At 69.3% G+C, this 25,987-nt stretch carries 26 protein-coding genes; 11 read left to right on the top strand and 15 right to left on the bottom strand.

Annotated features, from left to right (window positions below; all coding sequences use genetic code 11):
* Positions 1–140: 140 nt before the first annotated feature.
* The 5 genes from E5198_RS07350 to zapE all read left to right on the top strand — a co-directional run bounded on the left by E5198_RS07350 (position 141) and on the right by zapE (position 6,320).
* Positions 141–2,480, top strand: coding sequence for a DUF1989 domain-containing protein (locus tag E5198_RS07350; protein WP_136489350.1), 2,340 nt, complete (start codon positions 141–143; stop codon positions 2,478–2,480).
* A gap of 48 nt (positions 2,481–2,528) precedes the next feature.
* The gene (locus tag E5198_RS07345) at positions 2,529–3,848 is read left to right on the top strand and encodes an ammonium transporter (protein WP_136489349.1); all 1,320 of its coding nucleotides are present in this window, start codon (positions 2,529–2,531) and stop codon (positions 3,846–3,848) included.
* A 292-nt stretch (positions 3,849–4,140) separates the two neighbouring features.
* A complete protein-coding gene (locus tag E5198_RS07340; RefSeq protein WP_136489348.1) occupies positions 4,141–4,614 on the top strand; it encodes a hypothetical protein in 474 nt (157 codons plus the stop codon).
* A gap of 113 nt (positions 4,615–4,727) precedes the next feature.
* The gene (locus E5198_RS07335; protein ID WP_136489347.1) at positions 4,728–5,183 is read left to right on the top strand and encodes a nucleoside deaminase; all 456 of its coding nucleotides are present in this window, start codon (positions 4,728–4,730) and stop codon (positions 5,181–5,183) included.
* Positions 5,184–6,320, top strand: coding sequence for a cell division protein ZapE (gene zapE, locus E5198_RS07330; RefSeq protein WP_136489346.1), 1,137 nt, complete (start codon positions 5,184–5,186; stop codon positions 6,318–6,320).
* Between the two features lie 156 nt (positions 6,321–6,476).
* Here the strand turns inward: zapE and E5198_RS07325 are convergent, their stop codons facing one another.
* The 7 genes from E5198_RS07325 to E5198_RS07295 form a co-directional block, all read right to left on the bottom strand.
* Positions 6,477–6,947: a hypothetical protein gene (locus E5198_RS07325; protein ID WP_136489345.1), complete on the bottom strand. Its 471-nt coding sequence runs from the start codon at positions 6,945–6,947 to the stop codon at positions 6,477–6,479.
* A 163-nt stretch (positions 6,948–7,110) separates the two neighbouring features.
* Positions 7,111–7,455 (bottom strand): multidrug efflux SMR transporter, encoded by a 345-nt coding sequence (locus E5198_RS07320; protein WP_136489344.1) that lies wholly within the window; start codon positions 7,453–7,455, stop codon positions 7,111–7,113.
* A 175-nt stretch (positions 7,456–7,630) separates the two neighbouring features.
* On the bottom strand, positions 7,631–8,764 hold the full coding sequence (locus E5198_RS07315; protein WP_136489343.1) for an aminomethyltransferase family protein: 1,134 nt from the start codon (positions 8,762–8,764) through the stop codon (positions 7,631–7,633).
* Between the two features lie 127 nt (positions 8,765–8,891).
* Complete coding sequence (locus tag E5198_RS07310; protein WP_136489342.1) at positions 8,892–9,920, bottom strand: DUF3445 domain-containing protein; 1,029 nt, start codon at positions 9,918–9,920, stop codon at positions 8,892–8,894.
* Positions 9,921–9,935: 15 nt separating this feature from the next.
* On the bottom strand, positions 9,936–10,892 hold the full coding sequence (locus E5198_RS07305; RefSeq protein ID WP_136489341.1) for a PDR/VanB family oxidoreductase: 957 nt from the start codon (positions 10,890–10,892) through the stop codon (positions 9,936–9,938).
* Positions 10,889–11,404, bottom strand: a complete 516-nt coding sequence (locus tag E5198_RS07300) for a dimethylamine monooxygenase subunit DmmA family protein (protein ID WP_136489340.1) — start codon at positions 11,402–11,404, stop codon at positions 10,889–10,891. The genes E5198_RS07305 and E5198_RS07300 overlap by 4 nt, the downstream gene beginning before the upstream one ends.
* 290 nt (positions 11,405–11,694) lie before the next feature.
* Positions 11,695–12,240 (bottom strand): hypothetical protein, encoded by a 546-nt coding sequence (locus E5198_RS07295; protein ID WP_136489339.1) that lies wholly within the window; start codon positions 12,238–12,240, stop codon positions 11,695–11,697.
* Between the two features lie 178 nt (positions 12,241–12,418).
* Here E5198_RS07295 and E5198_RS07290 point away from each other — a divergent pair, with 178 nt between their 5' ends.
* The 3 genes from E5198_RS07290 to E5198_RS07280 all read left to right on the top strand — a co-directional run bounded on the left by E5198_RS07290 (position 12,419) and on the right by E5198_RS07280 (position 15,660).
* Positions 12,419–13,723, top strand: coding sequence for an ATP-binding protein (locus tag E5198_RS07290; RefSeq protein ID WP_136489338.1), 1,305 nt, complete (start codon positions 12,419–12,421; stop codon positions 13,721–13,723).
* Between the two features lies 1 nt (position 13,724).
* Positions 13,725–14,633 carry a response regulator gene (locus E5198_RS07285; RefSeq protein ID WP_136489337.1) on the top strand — a complete coding sequence of 303 codons (909 nt, stop codon included), beginning with the start codon at positions 13,725–13,727 and terminating at the stop codon, positions 14,631–14,633.
* A 244-nt stretch (positions 14,634–14,877) separates the two neighbouring features.
* Positions 14,878–15,660, top strand: a complete 783-nt coding sequence (locus E5198_RS07280; RefSeq protein ID WP_136489336.1) for a TorF family putative porin — start codon at positions 14,878–14,880, stop codon at positions 15,658–15,660.
* 63 nt (positions 15,661–15,723) lie between these two features.
* Here E5198_RS07280 and gstA read toward each other — a convergent pair whose 3' ends face one another.
* Together gstA and E5198_RS07270 are read right to left on the bottom strand one after the other, a co-directional pair.
* Positions 15,724–16,332 carry a glutathione transferase GstA gene (gene gstA / locus E5198_RS07275; protein WP_136489335.1) on the bottom strand — a complete coding sequence of 203 codons (609 nt, stop codon included), beginning with the start codon at positions 16,330–16,332 and terminating at the stop codon, positions 15,724–15,726.
* A 25-nt stretch (positions 16,333–16,357) separates the two neighbouring features.
* Positions 16,358–16,666: a hypothetical protein gene (locus tag E5198_RS07270; protein WP_136489334.1), complete on the bottom strand. Its 309-nt coding sequence runs from the start codon at positions 16,664–16,666 to the stop codon at positions 16,358–16,360.
* Here E5198_RS07270 and E5198_RS07265 point away from each other — a divergent pair.
* The gene (locus tag E5198_RS07265; protein ID WP_136489333.1) at positions 16,665–17,531 is read left to right on the top strand and encodes an oxaloacetate decarboxylase; all 867 of its coding nucleotides are present in this window, start codon (positions 16,665–16,667) and stop codon (positions 17,529–17,531) included. The two genes, E5198_RS07270 and E5198_RS07265, sit on opposite strands and share 2 nt — an antisense overlap.
* A 10-nt stretch (positions 17,532–17,541) precedes the next feature.
* Here E5198_RS07265 and E5198_RS07260 read toward each other — a convergent pair whose 3' ends face one another.
* Positions 17,542–18,519 carry a hypothetical protein gene (locus tag E5198_RS07260; RefSeq protein ID WP_136489332.1) on the bottom strand — a complete coding sequence of 326 codons (978 nt, stop codon included), beginning with the start codon at positions 18,517–18,519 and terminating at the stop codon, positions 17,542–17,544.
* Positions 18,520–18,698: 179 nt separating this feature from the next.
* On the opposite strand from E5198_RS07260, the gene E5198_RS07255 reads away from it, so the two are divergent.
* Complete coding sequence (locus tag E5198_RS07255) at positions 18,699–18,965, top strand: DksA/TraR family C4-type zinc finger protein (protein ID WP_136489331.1); 267 nt, start codon at positions 18,699–18,701, stop codon at positions 18,963–18,965.
* A 58-nt stretch (positions 18,966–19,023) separates the two neighbouring features.
* On the opposite strand, the gene E5198_RS07250 is transcribed toward E5198_RS07255, so the two are convergent.
* The 5 genes from E5198_RS07250 to glnT all read right to left on the bottom strand — a co-directional run bounded on the left by E5198_RS07250 (position 19,024) and on the right by glnT (position 25,002).
* Positions 19,024–20,298, bottom strand: a complete 1,275-nt coding sequence (locus E5198_RS07250; protein WP_256659004.1) for an ammonium transporter — start codon at positions 20,296–20,298, stop codon at positions 19,024–19,026.
* Positions 20,299–20,595: 297 nt separating this feature from the next.
* The gene (locus E5198_RS07245) at positions 20,596–21,918 is read right to left on the bottom strand and encodes an FMN-binding glutamate synthase family protein (protein WP_136489329.1); all 1,323 of its coding nucleotides are present in this window, start codon (positions 21,916–21,918) and stop codon (positions 20,596–20,598) included.
* 92 nt (positions 21,919–22,010) lie between these two features.
* Positions 22,011–22,694, bottom strand: a complete 684-nt coding sequence (locus E5198_RS07240; RefSeq protein WP_136489328.1) for a protein glxC — start codon at positions 22,692–22,694, stop codon at positions 22,011–22,013.
* An 11-nt stretch (positions 22,695–22,705) separates the two neighbouring features.
* Positions 22,706–23,608 carry a glutamine amidotransferase family protein gene (locus E5198_RS07235; RefSeq protein ID WP_136489327.1) on the bottom strand — a complete coding sequence of 301 codons (903 nt, stop codon included), beginning with the start codon at positions 23,606–23,608 and terminating at the stop codon, positions 22,706–22,708.
* Between the two features lie 59 nt (positions 23,609–23,667).
* The gene (glnT, locus tag E5198_RS07230) at positions 23,668–25,002 is read right to left on the bottom strand and encodes a type III glutamate--ammonia ligase (RefSeq protein WP_136489326.1); all 1,335 of its coding nucleotides are present in this window, start codon (positions 25,000–25,002) and stop codon (positions 23,668–23,670) included.
* 253 nt (positions 25,003–25,255) lie between these two features.
* Between glnT and E5198_RS07225 the strand changes: the two genes are divergently transcribed.
* Complete coding sequence (locus tag E5198_RS07225; protein ID WP_136489325.1) at positions 25,256–25,855, top strand: helix-turn-helix domain-containing protein; 600 nt, start codon at positions 25,256–25,258, stop codon at positions 25,853–25,855.
* Positions 25,856–25,987: the final 132 nt, after the last annotated feature.

The raw sequence follows: 25,987 nt of genomic DNA, 5'->3' as shown, positions 1-25,987 counted from the left end.
ATGCGCACCACGCGCGTGCCCGATGGTGCGCACGGCGCACCCACCGGACCTCGACGGCGCCACCACACGGTGCGCGCGGCGCACCCCACGAGACCTGTCCTCCCGGAGACTTCCGCCGCGCCCTCGCGCAGGAGCCTTGCATGCACACGCCCGTGATTTCCCGACCGCGCGAACCCGCGCTGTTCGCCCGCGCCCCGGCGCTGGAACGCCACCGCGTCGCCCCCGGCGGGCTGACCGTGGTCGCCCTCGAGCCCGGCGACCGTCTCGAGGTGATCGACCTCGAAGGCCGGCAGAGCGCCGAGCTGCTGGCCTTCGCCGGCGGCCGTGCCGCCCTGAGCGCCCTCGGCCTGAGCGCCAGCCCCGGCGCGCGCTTCATCGCCGAGCTGCTCGGCGAGGCCAGCGCCGCATCGCTGCAAACCCGTCTCGGCCTGGCCCGGCGCGACATCGACTGCCGCCAGTTGCCCGACGCCGCCCGCCTGTGGGACAGCGACACCGCGGCCGGCTTCTCCCGCAGCCTCACCGCCAGCGCCGAACTGCTGGTGATCGTCGCCGCCCCCGGCGGTCGGGTCGCGGTGGACTGCCAGCAGCGCGCCAGCGAACTGCGGCTGGTCATCCAGCGCGTCAACCCGCGCAGCGTGCTGGCGCCGCCGCTGCCGGCACCGCTCGGCGAAGTGATCGACGAGTTCACCATCAGCCCCGGCACGGCCCGCGACTACGTGGTCGAAGCCGGCCAGTACCTCCAGGTGCTCGACGTGGCCGGGCGGCAGTGCTCGGACTTCGTCGCCTTCGACCGCCGCGGCCTCGACGCCGGCCGCGAGATCGACCTCGACCCAACGGTCACCCGCACCCTCAACGGCAACGCCTACCCCGGGCCGGGGCTGTTCTCCAGGTTCTTCGACCGCAACCTGCAGCCGATGCTCGAGGTGGTGCGCGACACCGTCGGCCGCCACGACACCTTCGCCCTCGCCTGCACCGCGCGCTACTACGAAAGCCAGGGCTACTTCGGCCACGCCAACTGCAGCGACAACCTCAGCCGCGCGCTGGCTGCCCATGGCGTCGGCGCCCGGGCCGGCTGGCCGGCGATCAACTTCTTCTTCAACACCGGCATCGACGCCCACCAGCAGCTGACCGTCGACGAGCCCTGGTCGCGCCCCGGCGACTACGTGCTGCTGCGCGCGCTGACCGACCTGGTGTGCGCCAGCAGTTCCTGCCCGGACGACATCGACCCGGCCAACGGCTGGCAGCCGACCGACATCCACATCCGCGTGTATTCCGCCAAGGAGCGCTTCAGCATGGCCATGGCCACCCGCAAGACCGCCGACGCCGACCCGGTGCTGACCCGCGAGAGCGGCTTCCATCCCGGCACCAGCGCGCTGACCGGCAACTTCGTCGACTACCGCGGCTGGTGGACGCCGACCCACTACGCGGGCTTCGGCGCCATCGAGGAGTACCACGGCTGCCGCGAACGGGTGGCGGTGATGGACCTCTCCGCGCTGCGCAAGTTCGAGGTGCTCGGCCCGGACGCCGAGGCGCTGCTCAACCACTGCCTGACCCGCGACGTGCGCAAGCTGGCGGTGGGCCAGGTGGTCTACTCGGCGCTGTGCTACGAGCACGGCGGCATGCTCGACGACGGCACCCTGCTGCGTCTGGGCCCGGACGCCTTCCGCTGGATCGGCGGCGAGGACTTCGCCGGCGACTGGCTGCGCCAGCAGGCCGAACGGCTCGGCATGAAGGTGTGGGTGAAGTCGGCCTCCGAGCAGGTCCACAACGTCGCCGTGCAGGGACCGCGCTCGCGCGAACTGCTCAGCCAACTGATCTGGACGCCACCCAGCCAGCCGCAACTGGAGGAACTCGGCTGGTTCCGCTTCCTGGTCGGTCGCCTGGGCGACTACAACGGCTGCCCGCTGATGGTCTCGCGCACCGGCTACACCGGCGAGCTGGGCTACGAGATCTGGTGCCACCCCAGCGACGCCATGCAGGTCTGGCAGCGCCTGTGGCAGCTCGGCGAGCCCATGGGGCTGGTGCCGCTCGGCCTGCACGCGCTGGACATGCTGCGCATCGAGGCCGGGCTGATCTTCGCCGGCTACGAGTTCTGCGACCAGACCGACCCGTTCGAGGCCGGCATCGGCTTCTGCGTGCCGCTGAACAGCAAGCAGGACGACTTCATCGGCAGGGAAGCCCTGCTGCGCCGCAGCGCCCACCCGCAGCGCAGGCTGGTCGGCCTGCAGCTGGAGGGCAACGAACAAGCCCAGCACGGCGACTGCGTGCACGACGGCCGCGCGCAGATCGGCGTGGTCACCAGCGCCACCCGCTCGCCGATCACCGGCAGGAACGTCGCCCTGTGCCGGCTGGACATCGGCTACTGCACGCCCGGCACGGCGGTGGAGATCGGCAAGCTCGACGGCCAGCAGAAGCGCATCGCCGCCACGGTGTGCGCGCCGATCTTCTACGACCCGGACAAGAGCCGCGTGCGCGCCTGAGCGCCGCTCCCCCGCTCATCGCTTACCACTCAACCAGAGGAACAGACCATGAAGCGATTCGGACTTCTGCGTCGCAGCCTGATCGGCACGCTCCTGCTATCGGGCTCCATCGGAGCATGGGCGGATGACGCCGCCCCGACATTGAACAGCGGCGACACGGCCTTCGTGGTGGTGTGCGCGCTGGTGGTGCTGCTGATGACCCTGCCCGGCCTGGGCCTGTTCTACGGCGGCATGGCGCGCAGCAAGAACGTGCTGTCGGTGCTGATGCAGGTGTTCTCCGGCGCCGCGCTGATGGCGCTGCTGTTCGCCGTCTACGGCTACAGCCTGACCTTCACCGACGGCGGCGAGCTGCAGGCGTTCATCGGCGGCACCGACAAGCTGTTCCTGCAGGGCGTCGGCCCGGACTCGATGCAGGGCAGCATCCCCGAGCTGCTGTACTTCCTGTTCATGCTGCTGTTCGCCGCCATCACCCCGCCGATCATCGTCGGCTCCTTCGCCGAGCGCATGAAGTTCTCCGCCGTGATGGTGTTCATGGCGCTGTGGCTGACCCTCAACTACATCCCCATGGCGCACATGGCCTGGGGCGGCGGCTGGGTGTTCGCCCTCGGCGTGCAGGACTTCGCCGGCGGCAACGTGGTGCACCTCAACGTCGGCATCGCCTCGCTGGTCGGCGCCTGGCTGATCGGCCGGCGCCGCGGCTTCGGCACCGCGACCCTGTCGCCGCACAACATGACCATGACCGTCACCGGCGGCTGCCTGCTGTGGGTCGGCTGGCTGGGCTTCTGCGGCGGCTGCGTGCTGGCGGCCAACGGCTTCGCCATGCTGGTGATGGTCAACACCATGCTGGCCAGCTGCGCCGGCGCGCTGGCCTGGCTGCTGGCCGAATGGAGCTACCGCGGCAAGCCGAGCATGTTCGGCGCGGTGTCCGGCGCCATCGCCGGGCTGGTCGCGGTCACCCCGGCGTGCGGCTTCGTCGGCCCGATGGGCGCCATCGGCCTGGGCCTGATCGCCGCACCGATCTGCGTCTGGGCCGTCGACAGGCTCAAGCCGCTGATCGGCCTGGACGACGCCTTCGACGTGTTCGGCGTGCACGGCGTCGCCGGCATCGTCGGCGGCCTGCTCACCCCGGTGTTCGCCATGAGCGTCCTCGGCGGCCAGGGCTTCGCCGCAGGACGCGGACTGCTCGACCAGCTGGCGGTCAACGGCGGTGCCATGCTGTTCAGCATCCTCTACTCGGCGCTGAGCAGCTGGCTGGCGTTCAAGCTCGCCGCGCTGCTGTGCCGGGGCCTGCGCGTCGACGAGGAGCACGAGGTCTACGGCCTGGATCTCTCCAGCCACGGCGAGGTCGGCTACAAGTACGCCAACTGAGTTCCCCGCCCCGCGGCCCGTCCGGCCGCGGGGCGGGGCGTGCCGGCCAGCGGCGACGGCTCCCGGATGGCGGCATGGCCGGGCCACGCCCTGCGGCACCGTGTCACGCACGGGAATGTGACGCAACGCACAAAGCGCGCGCGCCGCCGCCATCGCCGCGTAAGACCTTGATCGACTTCGACGCTGCCGCCGCCTTGGGCATACTCCCGCCGCTCGACGCGCGAGCGGTGCGCCCCGCCGCTCACGGCCCCATGGGGGGTTTCTTGGCCAATAACGAAAGAAAACTAGAAAAATGAAAATTCGCTGCTTTGCACCCGCTGTCGCTCTCCTCGTCGTCGCCCACCAGGCCGTCGCCCAGGGCGATCCCGCCCAACAGCCGTTCAAGTACCTCGACCTGCCGGTGAAGGAAGCCGCCAGCCGCGCCGGCGTGCAGCCCAACCAGGCCAACAACGTGGTGTTCGACACCGCCAGGCACCATGTCTTCCTCGAGGCCGACGGCACCAGCATCGGCTACGCCGACGTCGAGTTCCGCGGTACTCCCCCGTGCAGCCCGAAGCAGCCGCTCGACTCGGTGGCGGCGCTCAAGGAACTGGGCGTCGACGCCAGCGCGCTCGAACTGGCCATCGACAAGCCCGACAACCACACCTACTACGACCACCAGCAGGGCATCAAGGTGAGCGTCACCTGCAACTACGAAGGTGCCCCGCTGACCGCCGGCTTCAGCCGCAAGCAGTACGGCGTGCTGATGGGCAGCACCAACCGCTGATGTCCCGCCCCCGGGCTGCCGCGGCCCGGGGCGCAGATTTCCGGCAACACATCGGCCAACGCGCCGGACAGGGTTATGATGGCTTCCCGACCGTTCCATCGCGAGGAAGCCCCATGGATCCGTTCATGCAAGCCGCCATCGAGGAAGCCCGAGCGGGCCTCGCCGAGGGCGGCATCCCCATCGGCTCGGTGATCGTCCACCGGGGCCGCATCATCGGCCGCGGCCACAACCGCCGGGTGCAGCAGGGCAGCGCCATCCGCCACGGCGAGATGGACGCCTTCGAGAACGCCGGCCGCCAGCCGGCCAGCGTCTACCGCGACGCGGTGCTCTACACCACCCTGTCGCCCTGCCCGATGTGCAGCGGCGCCATCCTGCTCTACGGCATCCCGAAGGTGATCGTCGGCGAGAACCGTACCTTCATGGGCGAGGAGGAGCTGCTGCGCGCGCGCGGCGTGCAGGTCGAGGTGCTGCAGGATGAAACCTGCATCGCCCTGATGCGCGAGTTCATCGCTGCGCGTCCCGAGCTGTGGAACGAGGACATCGGCGTCGACGACGCGGGGCAGGCCTGAATGCCGCACGGCGCCACCGAGCACCGCCCCCTGGCGCCGCTGGCCGCCTGGCAGGCCGCCGTCGCCGCCGGCTTCCAGGCCGACGAGGCCCAGCGCCAGGCCGCGCAGCTGCTGGACGACTGCCATGCGGCGCTGCACCGCAGCGGCCCGCCGCCACGCGGGGTGTACCTGTGGGGGCCGGTCGGCCGCGGCAAGACCTGGCTGATGGACCAGTTCCACGCCAGCCTGCAGGTGCCGGCGCGGCGCCAGCACTTCCACCATTTCATGCGCTGGGTGCACCGCCGCCTGTTCCAGCTCACCGGCACCGCCGACCCGCTGCCGGCGCTGGCCCGCGAACTGGCCGCCGAGGTGCGCGTGCTGTGCTTCGACGAGCTGTTCGTCAGCGACATCGGCGACGCCATGCTGCTCGGCCCGCTGCTGCAGGCGCTGTTCGTCGAGCAGGTCACCGTGGTCGCCACCTCCAACCAGCCGCCGGCGCAGCTGTACGCCGATGGCTTCAACCGCCAGCGCTTCCTGCCGGCGATCGCCGCCCTCGAGCGGCACATGCAGGTGGTGGCGGTGGACGGCGGCACCGATCACCGCCTGCATCCCGGCGCGCTGCAGCAGCGCTACTGGATCGCCGAGACCGGCCAGCCCAGCGCGCTGGAGGCGGTGTTCGCGCAGCTGAGCGCCGGCCTGCCGGTGTCCACCGAGCCGGTCGAGATCGGCCCGCGCCGGATCGGCGCGCTGCGCCACAGCCCGGCGGCGCTCTGGTGCCGCTACGCCGACCTCTGCCAGCAGCCGCTGGCGGCCTTCGACTTCATCGCCCTGTGCGACCGCTTCCCGGCGATCCTGCTCGGCGAAGTGCCCAACCTCAGCGCCCGCCGGCGCGCCGCGCGCATCGCCCGCGGCACCGAGGACGGCGTGGAACGGGTGGTCGCCGGCGACCGCCAGTTGCCCGAGCTGTCGGTGCTCGACGACAGCGTGCGGCGCTTCATCGCCCTGGTCGACGAGTGCTACGACCGCCGCGTGCCGCTGTACCTGGAAGCGCAGGTGGCGCTGGAGCAGCTGTACACCGAGGGCGGCCTGGCCTTCCCGTTCCGCCGCACGCTGAGCCGCCTGCGCGAGATGCAGCTGGCGCGCTTCGCCAGGCCCTGAACGCCTCGCGCGAGCGCCGGGCAGGCGCAACCTGCGCCAGTCCGGGCGCGCCATCGCAGCCGGGAAGTCGGTCTGCTGCGGCGACCGCGCGCGTCAGGCGGCAGCAAGGGCAGGAGTGCGATCCTGCCTTGCCGCCTGCGGGGAAAACCTCATGCGTCAGGCCGAGGCGCGACGCGCCTGCAGCCGCTGCTCGCCCTCGCGGATCCGCTCGGCAAGGCCCAGCAGATCGCCGGGGCTGAAATACAGCCTGCGCGACAGCGCGCCGAGGCTCATGCGCCAGACCCCCTCCTCCCGGCCGGGACGCCCCTGCTCGGCCTCGTACACCCAGACGCTCCCGTACACCACCACGCTGCCGCTGACGGTCAGCATGCCGGAGGCGCCCGCCCCGCTCCACTCGCCGCCATCGAGCAGCTGGCAGCAGCCAATGCCGCGGACCCGCCGCACGAACATCTGTTCGGCGTCGACCACGCCATGGGCGAAGGAGCAATCGATGAAGACCCGGCACAGCTCGGCCTGGCACAGGGTCAGCAACTGCCGGCTGCCCAGGGACAGGCCGGTCAGTTCACGCAAACGATCCAGAGCCTGCGACGCATCCAGCCACGACTCCGGGCAATACGCCATGTCCATCCCTTGCCTCCTTATGGCTGTTGTTCTTGTAGGAATAAGGCTAGCAGCCACGCTGGAGGGCGTCGCTGCGACTTTCCGCAGAAGCGGAAAATATCCGACCGGCATGGTGGGACGACTGGCGGCATGGCGCCGGCCCGCCGGCGCAGATGAGCCGCTGCGCGGCTCAGGCCAGTTGCGGCGAAAACAGCTTGAGCCCGACCACCCCGGCGACGATCAGCGCCAGGCAGGCGATACGCCCGGCGTTGGCAGCCTCGCCAAGGAAGGCGATGCCGTAGATCGCCGTGCCCACCGCACCGATGCCGACCCACACCGCATAGGCGGTGCCCACCGGCAGGGTGCGCATGGCCAGGGCCAGCAGGTACAGGCTGAGGCCGATGAACAGCGCGCAGTAGAGCGTCGGCCACAGGCGGGTGAAGCCTGCGGTCCTCGGGATGACGGCGGCGTAGCAGATCTCGCAGATGCCGGCGCTGATCAGGAACCACCAGCCGGCGCTGGTACCGGTGAACATGTCTCCCCCCTTGCAATGAAAATCAGGCGGCACGTCCGTGTGCCGCCCGGTTCCTGCCCCAGGAACGCGTTGACGGACGCCGCCCATCGTGCGGGCGGCGCCGGTATCTATTCGCAGGGTTCGCCATGCGCACCGCCCCGACGTGGAGAGCGGTGCGCACGGCGCACCCTACTGATCAGCCCTTGGCCGTACGCTTCTTCTTCTCCGGATCGTCGAACGGCATGCTGTGGGCGATGGCCTTGACCTCCAGGCTGCCGCGCACCTCCAGCGGGCAACCCTGCTCGGCGTAGGGCACCTCCATCCGCGCGATGGCCATCGACTGGCCGGTCAGACGCGAGTACATGGCGCAGGTGATCACCCCGACCTGGCGGTCGTCGGCCCACAGGCTGTCGCCGCCGGCGGCGGCCTGCTCGCCCTCGAGCAGCACGCCGAAGATCCGGAAACGCTCCTTGCCCTTGAGCCTTGCATGTTCCAGGCCACCGCGGAACTCGCCCTTGGTCGGCGACACGGTGAAGTCCAGGCCCAGCTCCCACAGGGTGTCGCCGGCGGCCTGGTCGGCGAAGGGGTACATCTCCGAGTTGTCGTAGGGGAAGAACAGCAGGTAGCTCTCCACCCGCAGCCAGTCCAGCGCGGTGAAGGCGCAGGGGATGATGCCCAGCGCCTTGCCCTTCTCCAGGATGGTGTCCCAGAGCAGCGGGGCGTCGGCGGCCTTGCAGAAGATCTCGTAGCCGCGCTCGCCGGTGTAGCCGGTGCGCGAGATCATCACCGGGCAGCCGAACAGCCTGGTCTGCAGGTGGTGGAAGTACGGCAGCTCGCGGATGCCCGGCACGTGCTCGGCGAGAAAATCCACCGCCAGCGGGCCCTGCAGCGACAGGTCGTGCAGGTCGTCGTCGAACAGCACCGCCACCTGGCGGCCCTGGGCCGAGCGCACCAGCATCTCGTAGCCCTGGCCTGCGCCGTGCACCACCATGAAGGCGTTGGGGCCGGTGCGGTAGATCACGCAGTCGTCGACGAACTTGCCGCTCTCGCTGAGCATGGTCGCGTACACCGACTTGCCCGGATACAGCCTGGAAATGTCGCGGCTGGTGGCGTATTCGAGCAGCGATTCGGCGTGCGGGCCGACGTAGTGGACCTTCTTCAGCCCGGACACGTCCATCAGTCCCGCACGGGTGCGGATCGCCTCGTGGGCCTCGGCCAGCGAGGTGGCGCCGTAGGTCCAGGCGGTGCCCATGCCGTTCCAGTCCTCGAGGGCCGAGCCGAGGGCGCGATGGCGGGAAGCCAGGGCGGAAATTCGCCAGGAATTGGCCATGTCGTTCTCCTTGATCTTTCGGGCGCGCGCCGGCCCATCCGGCGCACGCAAGGCGGTCGGGGTATTCGGGTAATCGCAGGGTGGATGACGCCGCCTGCGGCTTATCCACCGGCCATGGTGGGTAACGCTACGCAGCGACCTCGGCGTCGGGGTCGTACTGGCGCAGCCAGTCCACCACCGTCTGCCGGTAGCGGGTCAGGCCCTTGTAGTCGGCGATGGCCTCGGGCAGGTCGCGCAGCACGCGGTGCAGGCGCCGCGCCCAGACCGGGTTGCTCGCCAGCTCCTCGAGGCTGATCAGGTAGGTGCGGATGCCGAACAGCAGCGCGTTGCTGCGCGGCAGGCGCGCCATGTGCTGCAGCTCGACGCGCAGGTGCACCAGTTTCGCGACGTTGTCCGCGGTGACCAGGCCGCGCTCGTGGCCCCACTCGTGGAAGGTTTCCGAGGAAGTGTCCAGACGCGGGTTGACGGTCATGGTCCAGTTCAGCCGGCGCGCCGGGCGCTCGACCGGGATGTTCAGCAAAAACTTCAGCGCGCGGTCGAACACGCCCAGCTGGTGGGCCATCGGCACCGGCGCATGCCACTGCCTGAAGCTCATGCCGGCGTCGAAGGCCAGCGACCAGTCGGCCGGCCCGGTGACCAGGCCGGCGTCCATGAACAGGTCGCCGTCGCGCTGGTCGAGCAGGGCGAAGTCGCCCTGCACCTGGCGGCCGATGTACTCCAGCGGCTCGTAGGGCAAGGTGTCGGCGTCGCCGAAGGTGAAGCGCTGGCAGAGGTCGAGGGCGTGGTTCTCCCAGGTCCACTGGTCGCCGTCGCGGGTCAGGCGGAACAACTCCGGGTAATCGGCGGCCAGGTGGGTCATCAGCATTTCCAGCGCGTCCCAGCAGGCCTCGTGCATGTGCGGCATGACCACGCAGCGCAGCGGATCGCGGGCCAGCACCCGCGCGCGCTCGGCGGTTTCCGAGCGGTAGTGCTCGTCGATGTCGAAGCAGTGCTCGAACACCGAGCCCGGCGCGCCGCAGCCGGCCGGCTCGATGTTGACCGAGTACATGTACTGGTCTTCGGGGAACGGGAAGGGAAAGCGGGCGATGGCCTGCGGGCTGTTGCGGAAGGTGAAATCGTCCCGGTAGCTTTCCAGCGGCTTGAGGGTGACGGGCATGACGGACTACTCCTCTCAGAGATCGAGCAACAGGGTGCTGCCGCAACGGCCGCGGGAAACGCAGGGCATCAGCTGGCGGGTGCGCTCGGCGGCGCCGAGGCATGCGTCGCGATGCTCGACCTCGCCGGCGAGATGGCGCGTCGCGCACTGACCGCAGACCCCGCCGCGGCACAGGCTGGGCACCGCCACCCCGGCGGCTTCCAGCGCCTCCAGCAGGCTGACCTCGGCGGGCACCGCGATGCGCCGGCCGCTCCCCGCCAGCTCGGCGACGAAGGGTTCGGCCGGCGCACCGGCACCGGGCGCGGCGGCGAAGGCTTCCCAGTGCACCCGCTGCGCCGGCCAGCCGAGAGCGGCGGCCGCCTCGCGCACGCCGTCGATCAGCCGCTGCGGACCGCAGACGTAGACGTGGCTGCCGAGCGGCTGGCCGGCCAGCACGGCCGCCAGGTCGAGGCGCGCGCCGGCGCCGGCGTCGTAAGCGTGGAAGCGTGCGCCGAGACGTGCGGTCAGCTCGTCGCGATAGGCATCGGTGAGCCCGCCGCGGCAGGCATGGTGCAGCTCGAAGCTGGCGCCGCGGCGCTGCAGTTCGGCGATCTGGGAGAGGAACGGGGTGATGCCGATGCCGCCGGCGATCAGCAGGTGATGCTGCGCCTGGGAATGCAGGGCGAACAGGTTGGCCGGCGGCGACAGCTGCAGGCGCTCGCCCTCGCCCACCTGCTCGTGCAGGAAGCGCGAGCCGCCGCGCGAGTCCTCCTGCAGGCGCACGGCGATGCGGTAGCGCTGCGCATCGGCCGGGTCGCCGAGCAGCGAGTAGGCGTTGCGCAGGGTGCGCTGCGCCGTCGGCAGGTGCACCAGCACATGGCTGCCGGCGGAAAAGCCGGGCAGCATGCCGTGCGCGGCCTCGAAGGTGAATTCGCGCACCAGCGGGGTCAGCTGGCGCACCGCGGCCACCCGCACGTCGAGCAGTCCGTTCATGGCCGGGCCTCCGCGAAGGGCTGGTCCGGGTCCAGGCACACGCCCATGTAGGCGCCCAGGCGCCGGGAGAAATGCTCGCGCACCAGCAGGCGCACGCCGCAGCCCTGGCAGGTCACCTCACCCTCGCCGCCGATACTCTGCAGGTGCGCGCAGTGCACGCAGTACAGCTCGCGGCGGCTGCCGGCGCGCACCAGTTCGATCTCCTCGGCGAGCAGGCCGCTGCTGCGCGCCAGGCGGTAGACGCGCCAGAGGAAGCTCTCGTCGCCGCAGACGTACAGGCGGCTGCCGACCGGTGCCGCCGACAGCAGGGCGAGCACGCGCACCTGCAGCAGCTCGAAATCGCCGCCGCCGGCTTCGCCGTGCAGGGCGACCCGCTCCACCGCCCGGCCGTCGGCCGTCAGTTGCCCGTGCAGCCGGGCAGCCTCCTCCGCGCCGGCATCCTGGATCACCAGCAGGCGTCGCCCGCTGGCGAGGATGGAAACCTCCGGTGCGTACACCGGCTTGCTGGGCATTGCGCCCGTAACCGCGCCACTCATCCGCCACCCCTCCCGTGCTCCCGCCGGGCAACGCGGCCGGGGGCCGCTGCACGACGGATAAGATTACCCAAGAGAACATTTTGTTCTCAAAGGGAAAGCACATGGCATGCCAGACTCTTTCAATCCGTTGATTTGACGAGGGTTTCAGCGGGAGCAGGGAAATTCGCTTCGTCCAGCGGGAGCCCGGCCGACGACCGCGTGCACAGCCCTTGCGCACGCGGGGCGAAAATGGGGCGGGCGACGCCGACAGGGCGCGGCCGGGACGCTTACTCGTCCTCGCCGCCTTCCTCGAGCTGCGCCCGCAGGCTCTCGTAGGCCGGCGCGGCGTAGATGCCCACCTCCACCGCCAGCTCCAGCACCCGCGGCAGGTCGGCGGTGTACACCAGCACGCACTGCAGCTCGTCGTCCAGCGGCTCGCTGAAGTCGACCAGCACGTAGCCGCCCTTCTCCGGATACAGCGCGCTCAGCTGCACCTGGATGCGGCGCAGGCCGGCGAGCAGGTCGGCCTTGGCCAGCTGCTTGGCGGTGAGCACGAAGGGCACGCCCGGGCCGAAGGAGTCGCGGATCTGCTGGAACAGCTCGCTGGGGCTGTCGCCCAGGAACAGCACGGTGTCCGGCAGGCTGCCGACCACCACCCATTCGCCCAGCGGGATGGGGTAGTCGTCGTCGTAGTTGATGTCGGGATTGGCGGCGAGGAACGCCTGCGGATCGGCATAGGCCTGGGCGGCCTCGTCGGCGATGCGGGCGATCTCGTCGTCGCGCATGCAGCCCGAGCTGATCAGGGTGATCAGCTCAACCAGCGGGTCTTTCATGGGGAGGTCCTGTTGGGAGCCAAGGAAATTCGCCGGCATTTTCGCCGATGCCGCCGCCGGCGGATACGCCATTCGCCGGCCGGCGGAAAACCGCCGGCGCCAGCGGGCCGCGTTCACACCATCGCAACCTTGCGCTGTTTCAATGGCGGCCTCTCGCAACCGGAGGCCGGGAGCTGCCATGACCCACCAGAGAGTCCTGAACTACCTGCTGATGCCCGTGGCGCCGCTGGAGGCCGAGATGAGCATCGTCGACGTCGCCGACCGTCTGCTCACCCCGGAGTGCAAGGCGTTCCTGTCGCTGCCGGTGGTCGACGCCGATGGCCGCCCGCTGGGCCTGATCAGCCGCTACACCCTGCAGGACATCTTCATGCTGCGCTTCGGCCGCGACCTGCACGGGCGCAAGCCGGTGCGCGAGGTGATGAACCCGGCGCCGCTGGTGGTCAGCCTGGAAAACTGTCTCGAGGAGGCCGCCCAGGTGGTCACCTCGCAGCTCAGATACCCGATCACCGAGGACTTCATCCTGGTCGACGGCGAAGGCCGCTACCGGGGCCTGGGCACCGTGCTCGACCTGCTCAAGGCCATGGAGAAGCGCGTCGCCCAGCGCAACGCGGTGCTGCGCCGCACGCTGATCGACCTCAAGGAATCCCAGGCGCAGCTGGTGCAGTCGGAGAAGATGGCCTCGCTCGGCCAGATGGTCGCTGGCGTCGCCCACGAGCTGAACACCCCGCTCGGCTACGTGAAGAACAACGTGCAGCTGCTGCGCGAGCTGCAGGCGCCGCTGCTGCAGCTGGCCGAGGCGCAGCGCGAGCTGATCGCCTGCCTGCACGACCCGGACTGCGACGAGACCCGCCTGGCCAGCGCGCTGGACAACGCCAGCCGCAACCGCGAGGCCGCTGCCGCCGACGGCCTGGCCGAGGACCTCGAGCAGCTGTTCGACGACACCCTCTACGGCCTCGGCCAGATCGGCGAACTGGTGGCCGGCCTCAAGGACTTCGCCCGCCTCGACCGCGCCATGAGCGAGGAGATCGACCTCAACGACTGCGTGCGCAGCGCCCTGCTGATCGCCCGCAACAACCTCAAGGAGCGCGCCGAGGTGACCACCCGCCTCGGCGAGCTGCCGCGCATCCCCTGCGCGCCGTCGCAGATCAACCAGGTGCTGCTCAACCTGCTCAACAACGCCGCCCAGGCCATGGACGGCTTCGGCCGCATCCTGGTGAAGACCTGGGCCGACGACGCCGCGGTGTTCGTCTCCGTGCAGGACAGCGGCAAGGGCATGCCGCCCGAGGTGCTGGCGAAGATCTTCGACCCCTTCTTCACCACCAAGCCGGTCGGCCAGGGCACCGGCCTCGGCCTGTCGATCAGCTTCAAGATCATCCAGGACCACGGCGGCAGCATCCGCGTCGCCTCCGAACCGGGGCGCGGCACGCGCTTCCTGATCAGCCTGCCGCGCCCGCAAGCGTCCCAGCTCAAGGAGAGTGCCTGACATGACCGCACCGATCCGCATCCTGTTCGTCGACGACGAAGAACGCATCCTGCGCAGCCTGGCCATGCAGTTCCGCCGCCAGTACGAGGTGCTCACCGAGAGCGACCCGCAGCGCGCGCTGGAGCGCCTGAAGAGCGAGGCGGTGCAGATCATCGTCAGCGACCAGCGCATGCCGCAGATGAGCGGCGCCGAGCTGCTCGAGCAGGCCAGCGCCATCGCCCCGCAGACCCTGCGCATCCTGCTCACCGGCTACTCGGACCTCGACGCGGCGGTCGATGCGCTCAACAACGGCGGCATCTTCCGCTACCTGACCAAGCCCTGGGACCCGCAGGAGATGGCCTTCACCCTGCGCCAGGCCGCGGAGATCGCCGCCCGGCAGATGCCGGCGGAGACGCGCGACGAAGCCCCGGCGCTGCCGCTCAACGTGCTGCTGCTCGACGACGACGCACAGACCCTGTCCAGCGTCGCCGGCTTCTGCGACGCCGGCGGCCACCGCCTGCTGCGCGCGCGCAACCTGCCCGAGGCCCTGCACCAGCTCAACACCGAGCGCGTCGACCTGCTGATCAGCGACCTACGCCTGGCCGGCGAGGACACCGCGCCGCTGCTCAAGACCCTGGCCCAGGCCCATCCGCGCCTGCTCAGCCTGGTGGTCACGCCGTTCCGCGACACCCAGTCGCTGCTGCGCCTGATCAACGAGGCGCAGATCTTCCGCTACCTGCCCAAGCCGATCCGCCCCGGGCTGTTCGAGAAGGGCCTGAGCGCCGCCGCGCGCCAGGCGCAGAGCTGGCGCGCGCAGCCGCAGGCCGTGGTGAGCCGCGTGGCCGAGGTGCCCAGGGAGGAGCCCGAGCGGCACAAGGTCGGCAACCTGCTGGGCATGCTGGGGCGCCTGCGCGAGCGGCTGACCGCCTGAGCAACCGGGCCCCAGTTGAAGGCCCGGCCGCCGCCAGCGCGCCCCACGCTGGTGCATGGCCTTCCCTGCCCGGCACGCTCGGGAATCCCGGGAAGATCCGCAATTTACACGCAACTCATTGATTTTCAAGGTCTTTCCAGAGTTGGCAAAGCAAATGCATAAGCCTGATCAGCTTATTCCAAAGCTGTATCAGAACTTAGAAGCCGGGGACCGAACCCTCGCTGCCAACTTAGGGACCAAGACCATGCTCAAGAAACTGACCCTCGCCATCGCCGCCGCCAGCGCCGTATCCGCCACCAGCTTCGCCGTCGCGGAAACCGTGCAAAGCCCGGTGGGCGACTTCGACGTCAGCATGAACGTCGGCCTGACCACGGACTACATCTTCCGCGGCGTCTCCCAGACCCAGGGCAAGGGCGCCATCCAGGGCGGCCTGGACGTGGCCCACGACAGCGGCCTGTACATCGGCACCTGGGCCTCCAACGTCGACTTCATCGCCGCCGACGGCAACGACGCCAACGTCGAGTTCGACTACTACCTGGGCTTCGGCAACGACATCACCGAGAACGTCTCCTACGACCTGGGCTGGATCAAGTACGACTACCCGGGCGCCAGCGCCGCCAACTTCAGCGAGTTCTACGGCAGCGTCACCGCCTACGGCTTCAAGGTCGGCGCCGCCTACTCCGAAGACTTCCCGATGTTCGGCGGCAACGGCATCGCCGACGACAACAGCACCCTGTACTCCTACGTCGGCTACGAGTACACCCTGCCCTACGAGATCGGCCTGGCCCTGCAGTACGGCAACTACGACTTCAAGGACGACATCTTCCTCGACAGCGCCGGCGTCGCCAGCGAAGACTCCTACAACGACTGGTCGATCGGCCTGACCAGGACCCTGGCCGGCCTGGACTTCGGCCTGACCTACACCGACACCAGCCTCAGCGACAGCGAGTGCAAAGGCTTCGCCGCCGGCGGCAAGTCCGACTACTGCGACGCCAACTTCGTGCTGTCGGTCTCCAAGACCCTGTAAGCCGCTTTCGCCACCGACAGCACAAGGGGCGCCCGCAGGCGCCCCTTGTGCATCTGCACAGCGCTACTTGAGCAAGCCCTCCTCGCGCATCGCCTGCTGCACCGCCGGGCGCTCCGCCATCCGCGCCTGGTAGGCCGCCAGATCCGGCCAGGGCGCCAGGTCGATCTTCATGAAGCCGGTCCAGCTGACGATGGTGAACAGGTAGGCATCGGCGACGGTGAAATGCCGGCCGCAGAGGAAGGCATTGCCCTTCAGCGCCTGGTTGACCAGGTTCAGGCGCTGGCCCACCCGCTCCAGCACCGCCTGCTTCCACTCCGGGGTGACCGCCGGGTTGAACAGCGTCCCCAATCCCTTGTGCAGCTCGCTGCTGATGAAGTTGAGCCACTCCAGCACGCGCCAGCGCTCCATGCTGCCGGCCGGCGGCAGCAGGCCGGCGCCCGGCCTGAGTTCGGCCAGGTACTGCAGGATGACCGCATCCTCGGTGAGCACCTGGTCGTACTCCAGCTCCAGGGCCGGCACGTAGCCCTTGGGGTTGATGGCGTAGAAATCGCCGCCCCCGGCGACGGTGTGCGTCTTCAGGTCGACCCGGACCAGTTCGTGCTCCAGGCCCAGCTCGCACAGCACGATGTGCGCCGCCAGCGAGCAGGCGCCGGGGGTGTAGTAGAGCTTCATGCAGGTGTCCTCGAAGGTGGGCGACCTAAACACCATAGAAGTCGCTGGCGCTTTGCGCGAGGCGCGCAGGCAAGGTGCCGTTGTCGCGCCGCCATCCGTCGCCCCGCCCACGCCCGCTCCGCGGCGAAAGCTCGCTGAAAGCCTGACGCTCTAGCATGCCCCGGTAGCGGCGGAATTTCGCCACCGCCGAACCGGGTAGCGGCGCCCGTTCGCCACTCCAGCGCGCCAGCCGCCCAGCAAAGCGAGGAAAACCACGCAATACGACCTTCGGGTACAGGATTTGCAATACTTGAAAGGTACAAGACAAGACAAAGACACAAGGGATAACAAGCATGCAGAAATCCTGTCACCACCAACTGCGCAAAGCCTTCCGTGCCCTGCTGGCCAGCAACGCCTGCTACCACACTGCCTCGGTGTTCGACCCCCTGTCCGCACGCATCGCCGCCGACCTCGGCTTCGAGGTCGGCATCCTCGGCGGCTCGGTCGCCTCCCTGCAGGTGCTCGCCGCCCCCGACGTGGCGCTGATCACCCTCAGCGAATTCGCCGAGCAGGCCACCCGCATCGGCCGCGTCGCCCGCCTGCCGGTGATCGCCGACGCCGACCACGGCTACGGCAACGCGCTCAACGCCATGCGCACCGTCATCGAGCTGGAGCGCGCCGGCGTCGCCGCGCTGACCCTCGAGGACACCCTGCTGCCGGCGCAGTTCGGCCGCAAGTCCTACGACCTGATCAGCGTCGAGGAAGGCATCGGCAAGCTGCGCGCCGCCCAGGAAGTGCGCGACGACAAGGCGCTGGCGATCATCGCCCGCACCCATGCCGGCGTGCAGTCGCTGGAAGACGTGATCCACCGCACCCAGGCCTACCAGGCCGCCGGCGCCGACGGCATCTGCCTGGTCGGCGTGCAGGACTTCGCCCACCTGGAAGCCATCGCCGAAGGCCTGCACGTGCCGCTGATGCTGGTCACCTACGGCAATCCGGAGCTGCGCGACGACAACCGCCTGGCCGACCTCGGCGTGCGTATCGTGGTCGACGGCCACGGCGCCTACTTCGCGGCGATCAAGGCCACCTACGACAGCCTGCGCGAGCAGCGCGGCATCGCCAGCGACAACGGCCTGAGCGCCTCGGAGCTGGTGACCAAGTACACCCACCCGGACGACTACATCGCCTGGGCGCGCGAGCACATGAACGTCAAGGAGTGAGGCGCGTCGCTCAGGCGATCGGCCGCCCGCTGACGGCTCCCGACAGCTCGTCGTGCAGCCACTGCACGCGGGCCACTGCCGGCGCCACCACGCCGCTGCCGAGCACCTCGAGGAAGCTGCAGGCCGCATAGCCGCTGGCCGCCGCCTCGTAGCGCTCGACCCAGTCGCGGCGCATGTGCAGGCGCTCCGGCGCCACCGGCCAGACGCCGGGGCGCGGCTTCAGGTGGTGGGCGATGCCCATGCGCCAGGGCTTGGCGCTGAGCCGCGCGCGGAAGCATTTCTGCCGCTGACACATGCGTGCATACAGCGGGTCGACCCCCAGCGCGGCGAAGCAGCGCGCCACCGCCGGATCGTCCGGGGCGAAGGTGGCGTGGGTGGCCAGTGCACGCAGGCCGGCGGGGGTGCGGTACAGGCGGAAGCTCCAGCCGGGATGGCGCTCGAGGAAGCGCAGGATGCGCTGGCGGGCCAGCGCCGGCGCGCCGCCATGCCAGTCCAGGTACAGGCGGTGCACCCGTCCGGCCAGCACGCCCGAGGCGCCCAGGGCGACCAGCAGCAGCGCCGCCAGCAGCAGTACCGAGCCAGTCAGCCAGCTGGCCAGCAGACCGAGCGCGGCCAGGGCGGCGAACACGCCGACGGCGAAGCGCAGGCTGGGCCGGCAGGCGAAGTCGATGTCGGCGAACAGCACGTCCGCCGTGTTCAGGCAGCGCGCACCGTAGCCGTTGCGGGTGATCAGCACGTCGTCGTGGCGCGCGACTATCTCCTCGCGGATCGGCACGCCGTCGGCGCCGTTGTAGGCCACCTTCGGCTCGCGGCGCGGCAGCTTCTCGCCGTCGCGCAGGCCATCCAGCGCATCCTGCGCGCGCCGCTCGGCGTGGGCCTGCGCCTCCGCCTGGCTGACGTCGGACCAGCCGAAACGCCGCACGGTGATCTGCCGGTTCTTGCGCCGGTACTGCACCCGGGCCTCGGCCCAGTACTGTGGAACGATCAATTGCTGCCACCCCATTGTTGTTCTTGTTCGCTCGGGCGCTCAGCGGCGCCCGTGACGCAGAGCATAGGGGCAGCGACGGGGCGCAGTCACCCCGCAGGCTCCGCCAGTCGCACGCCCCTTGCATTGGCGCAGGCGGGGGCGCATATCTGCGGATATCCCCCCACCCCTGCGGAGGCGACATGGCCGGCGGCTGGACCAGCGACGGAGCGGTACAGGAGCAGATCGACAGCACCATCGAGGACGCCATCGCCCGCGCGCGCAGCCAGCTGCCGCGCGGCGAGAGCCTCGCGCACTGCGAGGAATGCGACGCGCCGATCCCCGAGGCGCGCCGCCAGGCGATCCCCGGCGTGCGCCTGTGCGTCGCCTGCCAGAGCGAGCACGACAAGCAGCAGGCGGTGTTCAGCGGCTACAACCGGCGCGGCAGCAAGGACAGCCAGCTGCGCTGAACCACAAAGCGAAACGCCGGGCAGATGCCCGGCGTTTCGCTTGCGGCGTGACAGCCGATCAGTGGCTGTACGCCCGCTCGTTGTGCTCGGCGAGATCGAGGCCGAGATCCTCGGCTTGCTCGTCCACGCGCAGGCCGACCAGCTTGTCGACCAGCTTGAGCAGCACCCAGCTGACCACGAAGCAGTAGACGAAGGTGAACGCCACGCTCTTCACCTGCGCCCAGACCTGGGTGGCGATCTCGCTGCCCTCGACGTAGCCGCCCAGCTCAGGCACGCAGAACACGCCGGTGAGGATGGCGCCGACCACGCCGCCGACGCCGTGCAGGCCGAACACGTCGAGGCTGTCGTCATAGCCCAGGCGCTGCTTCAGCGAGGTGACCGCCAGGTAGCACAGCACGCCGCTGAGCAGGCCGATGGCCAGCGCACCGCCCGGACCGACGTAGGCGCAGGCCGGGGTGATGCCGACCAGGCCGGCGATGGCGCCGGAAGCCAGGCCCATGGCGCTCGGCCGGCCGGCCTTGATCAGCTCGGTGACCATCCAGCCGACGATGCCGGCGCAGGCGCCCAGCTGGGTGTTGAGCATGGTGATGCCCGACACGCCGCCGACCCCGGCGGCCGAGCCGACGTTGAAGCCGAACCAGCCGACCCACAGCAGCGCCGCGCCGGTCATCGCCAGCGGCAGGTTGTGCGGACGGATCTCGACGTGCGGATAGCCCTTGCGCTTGCCCAGCAGCAGGCAGGCGGCCAGCGCGGCGACGCCGGCGTTGATGTGCACGGCGGTGCCGCCGGCGAAGTCCAGCGCACCCCAGTTGTGCATCAGTGCACCGGGACCGCCCCACACCATGTGCGCCATCGGCGCATAGACGAAGGTGAACCACAGCGCCATGAACAGCACCGCGGCGACGAACTTCATGCGCTCGGCGAAGGCGCCGGCGATCAGCGCCGGGGTGATGATGGCGAAGGTCATCTGGAAGGTGATGAACACCCCTTCCGGCATGCCCAGCACCAGGCTGTCGCCGTTGAGGCCGGCGAGCATGGCGCGCTCCAGGCCGCCGACGAAGCTGTTGAAGCTGTATTCGCCGGCCGCCATGCCGGTGGTGTCGATCACCAGGCTGTAGCCGTAGAGCACCCAGAGCACGCCGATCACCCCGGCGATGGCGAAGCACTGGGAAAACAGCGAGAGCATGTTCTTGGCGCGCACCAGGCCGCCGTAGAACAGCGCCAGACCGGGCAGGCACATGCACAGCACCAGCACGGTGGCGGTCATCATCCAGGCGGTGACGCCGGTATCCAGCGTGGCCTCCTCGGCCAGCGCCAGCGGGGCGAAGGACATCAGCAACAACGGCAAGCCGAACTTCAGTGAGCGATGCAGCGGGGTGGAACCTGATGCTGTGGTCGACATGGTGAAGTACCTCGAACGGTCATGGAGGATTCCTGAAAATCGTGGTGACGCAATGCAAGTTTCCGGCCGGGATACAGACCTGCAGGGGCGAATTCATTCGCCAAGGGGCGCGAAGCGCCCCCGAATCACCAAGCGCAGGCCGTTGGCATGCCTGGCGAATGAATTCGCCCCCACAGGGTCCGGGCCAACGGGCGGGCGCCGCTACGCTGCCGGCGCCCGCCCGGCAGGTCAGAACTGCTGGCCCGGAATCCAGCCGGTGCCGGCCAGCGGCACGCGGGCCATGGCGGCGGACTCCACGGTCAGCGCCACCAGGTCCTCGGGGTCGAGGTTGTGCAGGTGCGACTTGCCGCAGGCGCGGGCCATGGTCTGCGCCTCCAGCACCAGCACGCGCAGGTAGTTGGCCAGGCGGCGGCCGCCCTCCACCGGGTCGAGGCGCCTGGACAGCTCCGGGTCCTGGGTGGTGATGCCGGCCGGGTCGCGGCCGTTCTGCCAGTCGTCGTAGAAGCCGGCGGCCGAGCCGATCTGCTTCAGCTCGTCGTCCAGGCGCGGGTGGTTGTCGCCGAGGGCGATCAGCGCGGCGGTGCCGATGGCCACCGCGTCGGCGCCCAGGGCCATGGCCTTGGCCACGTCGGCGCCGGTGCGGATGCCGCCGGAGACGATCAGCTGGACCTTGCGGTGCATGTCCATCTCCTGCAGGGCCTGCACGGCCTGCGGGATGGCGCAGAGGATCGGGATGCCGACGTGTTCGATGAACACTTCCTGGGTGGCCGCGGTGCCGCCCTGCATGCCGTCGAGGACGATCACGTCGGCGCCGGCCTTCACCGCCAGCTTGACGTCGTAGTACGGGCGGCTGGCGCCGATCTTCACGTAGATCGGTTTTTCCCAGTCGGTGATCTCGCGGATCTCGGCGATCTTGATCGCCAGGTCGTCCGGGCCGGTCCAGTCCGGGTGGCGGCAGGCGGAGCGCTGGTCGACGCCGATCGGCAGGGTGCGCATGCCGGCGACGCGCTCGGTGACCTTCATGCCCAGCAGCATGCCGCCGCCGCCCGGCTTGGCGCCCTGGCCGAGGACGATCTCGATGGCGTCGGCCTTGCGCAGGTCGTCGGGGTTCATGCCGTAGCGCGACGGCAGGTACTGGTAGACCAGGTGCTGCGACTGGCCGCGCTCTTCCGGGGTCATGCCGCCGTCGCCGGTGGTAGTGCTGGTGCCGGCGATGGTCGCGCCGCGGCCGAGGGCTTCCTTGGCGTTGGCCGACAGCGCGCCGAAGCTCATGCCGGCGATGGTCACCGGGATCTTCAGGTGGATCGGCTTCTTGGCGAAGCGGGTGCCGAGCACTACGTCGGTGCCGCACTTCTCGCGGTAGCCTTCCAGCGGGTAGCGCGACATGCTGGCGCCGAGCAGCAGCAGGTCGTCGAAGTGCGGCACCTTGCGCTTGGTGCCGCCACCGCGGATGTCGTAGATGCCGGTCTCGGCGGCGCGCTGGATTTCCTGGATGGTCAGGCGGTCGAAGGTGGCGGACTCGCGCAGTACCGGGGTGTGTTTCTCGCTCATGGGGCTACTCCTCGTGGCCGGCCGGCGCAGGGCGCCAGCGAGCCGGAATCGGGTGGCCGGGCCGCGCGCCGCGGCCCGGTCGATGGTCTCGATCAGTAGGCGGACGCGTTGTCGACCTTGAAGTTGTACAGCTGGCGGGCCGAGCCGTAGCGCTTGAAGGCTTTCGGGTCCTCGTCGAAGCCGGCGCGGTTCAGCAGCTCGGCCAGCTCCTCCAGGTGCTCGGCGCGCATCTCCTTCTCGATGCAGTCCGAGCCCAGCGACTTGACCGTGCCCTTCACGTAGATGCGCGTCTCGTACAGCGAATCGCCCAGCGCGTCGCCGGCATCGCCGCACACCACCAGGCGTCCGGCCTGCCCCATAAAGCAGCTCATATGGCCGATGCTGCCGCCGACCACGATGTCGACGCCCTTCATCGAGATGCCGCAGCGCGCACCGGCGTCGCCCTCGATCACCAGCAGGCCGCCGTGGGCGGTGGCGCCGGCCGCCTGCGAGGCGCTGCCCTTCACCCGCACCGAGCCGGACATCATGTTCTCCGCCACGCCGACGCCGACGTTGCCGTGCACGGTGATGGTGGCCTTCTGGTTCATGCCGGCGCAGTAGTAGCCGGCATGGCCCTGGATATCGATGGACAGTGCTTCGTTCACGCCGACGGCGAGGTTGTGCTTGCCGTCCGAGTGGGTGACGACCCACTCGCGTTCTTCGAGGGTTTTCGCCTGGTCGTGCAGGGCCTGGTTCAGTTCGCGCACTTCAGCTTTGGAAAGGTCGATGGTCTTCATGTGTGCGCTCCTCAGGCAGTCTTTTCCCAGATGTACATGGTCGCGGGTTCGGGTTCCCAGACCTTGGCCTTGTCGATCCCCGGCAGGCTGGCCAGCGCCTGGTACTCCGAGGCCATGGCCACGTAGTCGTCGGTTTCGGCGAGGATCGCCGGCTTGCAGGCGATCGGGTCGCGGATCACCGCGAAGCCGTTGCGGGTGCCGATGGCGAAGGTGAAGAAGCCGTCGAGGTCTTCCAGCGAGTGGTCCAGCGCTTCCTTCAGCGAGTCGCCCTCCTGCAGGCGCCAGGTCAGGTAGCCGGCAGCCACCTCGGTGTCGTTGAGGGTCTCGAAGGTGATGCCCTTGCGCTTGAGTTCCTGGCGCAGGCGGCTGTGGTTGGACAGCGAGCCGTTGTGCACCAGGCACAGGTCGGCGCCGGTGGAGAACGGGTGGCTGCCCTCCATGGTCACCGCGCTCTCGGTGGCCATGCGGGTGTGGCCGATGATGTGGCTGCCCTTCATGTTGGCCAGCTGGAAGCGCGCGGCGATTTCCGCCGGCAGGCCCATGCCCTTGAGGATCTCGATGCTCTGCCCGGCGCTCATGATGCGCACGTCCGGGGCCAGCTCGGCGAGGGCGGCGCGCACCGCGCCCTCCTCGGCGGCGACCTTGAGCACCGCGGCGCTGGCGTTCTGGAACCAGTCCAGCGAGCAGCCCAGGCGGCCTTCCAGCGCGCCCATCAGGGCCTTCCAGTCGTACTCGCCGACCGTGCTCTGCAGGGTCAGCTTGACCCAGCCGTCGGCCACTTCGTCACCGTAGATGGCGAAGCCGGCGCTGTCCGGGCCGCGGTCGGTCATCGCCAGCAGCATCGGCTCGAACAGCTTGCCGAGCTGGGACTCCAGCGCCGGGTTCTTCAGGTAAAGACCTACGATTCCACACATGTTCACTCTCCTTCGGAGGCAGGTGGCCGCCGCCGACGCGGGCGACGGCCCGAAGCGGGTCAGAAAAATTCGGTGTAACGCTGGATTTCCCAGTCGGAGACGTGGCGGCTGTACTCCACCCACTCCATGCGCTTGAGCTTGATGAACTCGTCGACGATCTGCGGGCCAAGCACCTCGCGGAACAGCGGGTCGGCCTCCAGGGCGTCGCAGGCTTCCTTGAGGCTCTGCGGCAGGGTGGCGATGCCGCGCGCGGCGATCTCCTCCAGGCTCAGCTTGTAGAGGTTCTCGTTGCACACCGCGCCCGGCTCCAACTGGCGGTCGATGCCGTCGAGGCCGGCGGCGATGATCGCGGCGCTGACCAGGTACGGGTTGCAACCGGCGTCCGGCAGGCGGAACTCGATGCGCCCGTAGGGGATGCGCACCATCGCCGAGCGGTTGTTGGCGCCGTAGGTGATGAACGCCGGCGCCCAGGTCGCCCCGGACAGCGAGCGGCCCACCACCAGGCGCTTGTAGGAGTTCACCGTCGGCGCGGCGAAGGCGCACAGCGCCGGGCCATGAGCCAGCAGGCCAGCCATGAAGTGGTAGGCCATCTTCGACAGGCCCATGCCGCTCGGGTCGCTGGCGTCATGGAACAGGTTCTTGCTGGTCGCGCTGCTGATCGACAGGTGGAAGTGCATGCCGTTGCCGGCGCGCTTGGGGTCCGGCTTGGGCATGAACGAGCAGATCATCCCCAGCTCGTTGGCGATCTCACCGGCGGCCATGCGGAAGAAGGTGAAGCGGTCCGCCGAGGTCATGGCGTCGCTGTAGGTGTAGTTGATCTCGAACTGGCCGTTGGCGTCCTCGTGGTCGATCTGGTAGATCTCGAAGCCCACCGGCTGCAGCGCCTCGGTCAGCCGCTCGAGGAATTCGCGCGAGCGCGACAGGCCCTTGTAGTCGTAGCAGGGCTTGTCGAGGTTGTCGGAGGCGTCGACCAGTTGCAGGGTGCCGGCCGCGTCGCGGCGGAACAGGCTGAACTCCGGCTCCAGGCCGGTGTTCAGGGTCCAGCCCTTGTCGGCCAGGCGCTGCACCTGCTGCTGCAGCACGTAGCGGCTGTCGTAGGGCCACGGCTGGCCGTCGACGTGGCCGATGCACAGCACCCGGCCGTAGCCCGGCTGCCAGGGCACCGGGGTCAGGGTGGAGAGGTCGCCGCGGGCCATGAAGTCCGGACCGTGGGGCTCCATGCCCATGCCGCTGATCGCGAAGCCGGCAAAGCCGGCGCCGGCCTCGGCCACCGCCTCCAGGCCGCAGACCGGCACCGACTTGGTCTTGGCGGCGCCATGGATGTCGACAAACTGCGCCAGCACGTACCTGATGCCGTGCTGGTCGATGATTTTCTGGGTTTCGCTGGGCAACATGGGCGGTGGGCTCCTCGGCTGCAGGCTGTCTATTCCGCAAGGGAAATTTACTTTCACCAAGAGAAATGCAAACAGCTTGCCAACCCGAGCCGGATCACGTGCCAGCCCCCGCCGGGGCCCGAATCCTTCTATCTATATGGGAAAGATGCTTTCATAACGCGAAAGCGTCGCACCGGGAGACCGAACATCGGCCCCGCGCCGTACATTCTTGGTGCGAAAATTAAATTCTTGAACTGAAAAAGTGCAGCGACGCATGAAAGACACCGCCGACAGCCAGCACCGCCTCAAGCTCGAGCAGTACCTGGGCATGCAGATCAAGCGCCAGCGCCTGGCCCAGGAACTGAAGATCGCCGACGTCGCGCGCATCGCCGGCATCAGCCAGGGCATGCTCAGCAAGATCGAGAACGCCCAGGTCTCCACCAGCCTCGACACCCTCAGCCGCCTGTGCGACGCCCTCGGCATGCCCATGTCCAAGCTGTTCAGCCAGTACGACCAGCAGGGCGGCAGCGCGCTGCTGGTCAAGGCCGGCGAAGGCATGGAAGTGGTCCGCCGCGGCACCGACAAGGGCCACACCTACCACCTGCTCAACCACGTGCGCGGCCCGAAGAAGAACTTCGAGGCCTACATGGTCGACATGGGCGACGCCAGCGAAGTGTTCCCGACCTTCTCCCACCCCGGCACCGAGTTCCTTCATCTACTGGAAGGCGAACTGGTCTACCGCCACGGCAACCAGCTCTACCCCATGCAACCCGGCGACAGCCTGACCTTCGACGGCGAAGTGCCGCACGGGCCGGAGCAGCTGGTGAAGGTGCCGATCAGGTTGTTGTCGGTGGTGAATTATGGGAAGGAGTGAGGGAGAATCCCTGCTCAGCTACTGACGCATTCCCCTGCTGCGGGAATGCGTAAACCAGGGAAGAACTGCTCCGACATGTGGGGCAACAACGGCACCGAGGGAGTGGGCCATGATCGAAGACCTACCGAGTCT

The sequence above is a fragment of the Pseudomonas sp. A-1 genome, from assembly GCF_004801855.1.
GTDB lineage: Bacteria > Pseudomonadota > Gammaproteobacteria > Pseudomonadales > Pseudomonadaceae > Geopseudomonas.
The sequence above is the reverse complement of the archived record's forward strand: the minus strand, read 5'-3'. Positions and strand labels throughout refer to the sequence as shown.

Excerpts from the sequence above, each read along its gene's own strand:
- E5198_RS07315 (WP_136489343.1), bottom strand. The coding sequence starts at position 8,764 with ATGGCCAATTCCTGGCGAATTTCCGCCCTGGCTTCCCGCCATCGCGCC.
- gstA (WP_136489335.1), bottom strand. The coding sequence starts at position 16,332 with ATGAAGCTCTACTACACCCCCGGCGCCTGCTCGCTGGCGGCGCACATC.
- zapE (WP_136489346.1), top strand. The coding sequence starts at position 5,184 with ATGCCGCACGGCGCCACCGAGCACCGCCCCCTGGCGCCGCTGGCCGCC.
- glnT (WP_136489326.1), bottom strand. The coding sequence starts at position 25,002 with ATGTTGCCCAGCGAAACCCAGAAAATCATCGACCAGCACGGCATCAGG.
- E5198_RS07320 (WP_136489344.1), bottom strand. The coding sequence starts at position 7,455 with ATGTTCACCGGTACCAGCGCCGGCTGGTGGTTCCTGATCAGCGCCGGC.
- E5198_RS07280 (WP_136489336.1), top strand. The coding sequence starts at position 14,878 with ATGCTCAAGAAACTGACCCTCGCCATCGCCGCCGCCAGCGCCGTATCC.
- E5198_RS07285 (WP_136489337.1), top strand. The coding sequence starts at position 13,725 with ATGACCGCACCGATCCGCATCCTGTTCGTCGACGACGAAGAACGCATC.
- E5198_RS07235 (WP_136489327.1), bottom strand. The coding sequence starts at position 23,608 with ATGTGTGGAATCGTAGGTCTTTACCTGAAGAACCCGGCGCTGGAGTCC.
- E5198_RS07290 (WP_136489338.1), top strand. The coding sequence starts at position 12,419 with ATGACCCACCAGAGAGTCCTGAACTACCTGCTGATGCCCGTGGCGCCG.
- E5198_RS07225 (WP_136489325.1), top strand. The coding sequence starts at position 25,256 with ATGAAAGACACCGCCGACAGCCAGCACCGCCTCAAGCTCGAGCAGTAC.
- E5198_RS07250 (WP_256659004.1), bottom strand. The coding sequence starts at position 20,298 with ATGTCCTTCGCCCCGCTGGCGCTGGCCGAGGAGGCCACGCTGGATACC.
- E5198_RS07245 (WP_136489329.1), bottom strand. The coding sequence starts at position 21,918 with ATGAGCGAGAAACACACCCCGGTACTGCGCGAGTCCGCCACCTTCGAC.
- E5198_RS07335 (WP_136489347.1), top strand. The coding sequence starts at position 4,728 with ATGGATCCGTTCATGCAAGCCGCCATCGAGGAAGCCCGAGCGGGCCTC.
- E5198_RS07340 (WP_136489348.1), top strand. The coding sequence starts at position 4,141 with ATGAAAATTCGCTGCTTTGCACCCGCTGTCGCTCTCCTCGTCGTCGCC.
- E5198_RS07300 (WP_136489340.1), bottom strand. The coding sequence starts at position 11,404 with ATGCCCAGCAAGCCGGTGTACGCACCGGAGGTTTCCATCCTCGCCAGC.
- E5198_RS07295 (WP_136489339.1), bottom strand. The coding sequence starts at position 12,240 with ATGAAAGACCCGCTGGTTGAGCTGATCACCCTGATCAGCTCGGGCTGC.
- E5198_RS07240 (WP_136489328.1), bottom strand. The coding sequence starts at position 22,694 with ATGAAGACCATCGACCTTTCCAAAGCTGAAGTGCGCGAACTGAACCAG.
- E5198_RS07255 (WP_136489331.1), top strand. The coding sequence starts at position 18,699 with ATGGCCGGCGGCTGGACCAGCGACGGAGCGGTACAGGAGCAGATCGAC.
- E5198_RS07305 (WP_136489341.1), bottom strand. The coding sequence starts at position 10,892 with ATGAACGGACTGCTCGACGTGCGGGTGGCCGCGGTGCGCCAGCTGACC.
- E5198_RS07345 (WP_136489349.1), top strand. The coding sequence starts at position 2,529 with ATGAAGCGATTCGGACTTCTGCGTCGCAGCCTGATCGGCACGCTCCTG.
- E5198_RS07310 (WP_136489342.1), bottom strand. The coding sequence starts at position 9,920 with ATGCCCGTCACCCTCAAGCCGCTGGAAAGCTACCGGGACGATTTCACC.
- E5198_RS07325 (WP_136489345.1), bottom strand. The coding sequence starts at position 6,947 with ATGGACATGGCGTATTGCCCGGAGTCGTGGCTGGATGCGTCGCAGGCT.
- E5198_RS07270 (WP_136489334.1), bottom strand. The coding sequence starts at position 16,666 with ATGCTTGTTATCCCTTGTGTCTTTGTCTTGTCTTGTACCTTTCAAGTA.
- E5198_RS07265 (WP_136489333.1), top strand. The coding sequence starts at position 16,665 with ATGCAGAAATCCTGTCACCACCAACTGCGCAAAGCCTTCCGTGCCCTG.
- E5198_RS07350 (WP_136489350.1), top strand. The coding sequence starts at position 141 with ATGCACACGCCCGTGATTTCCCGACCGCGCGAACCCGCGCTGTTCGCC.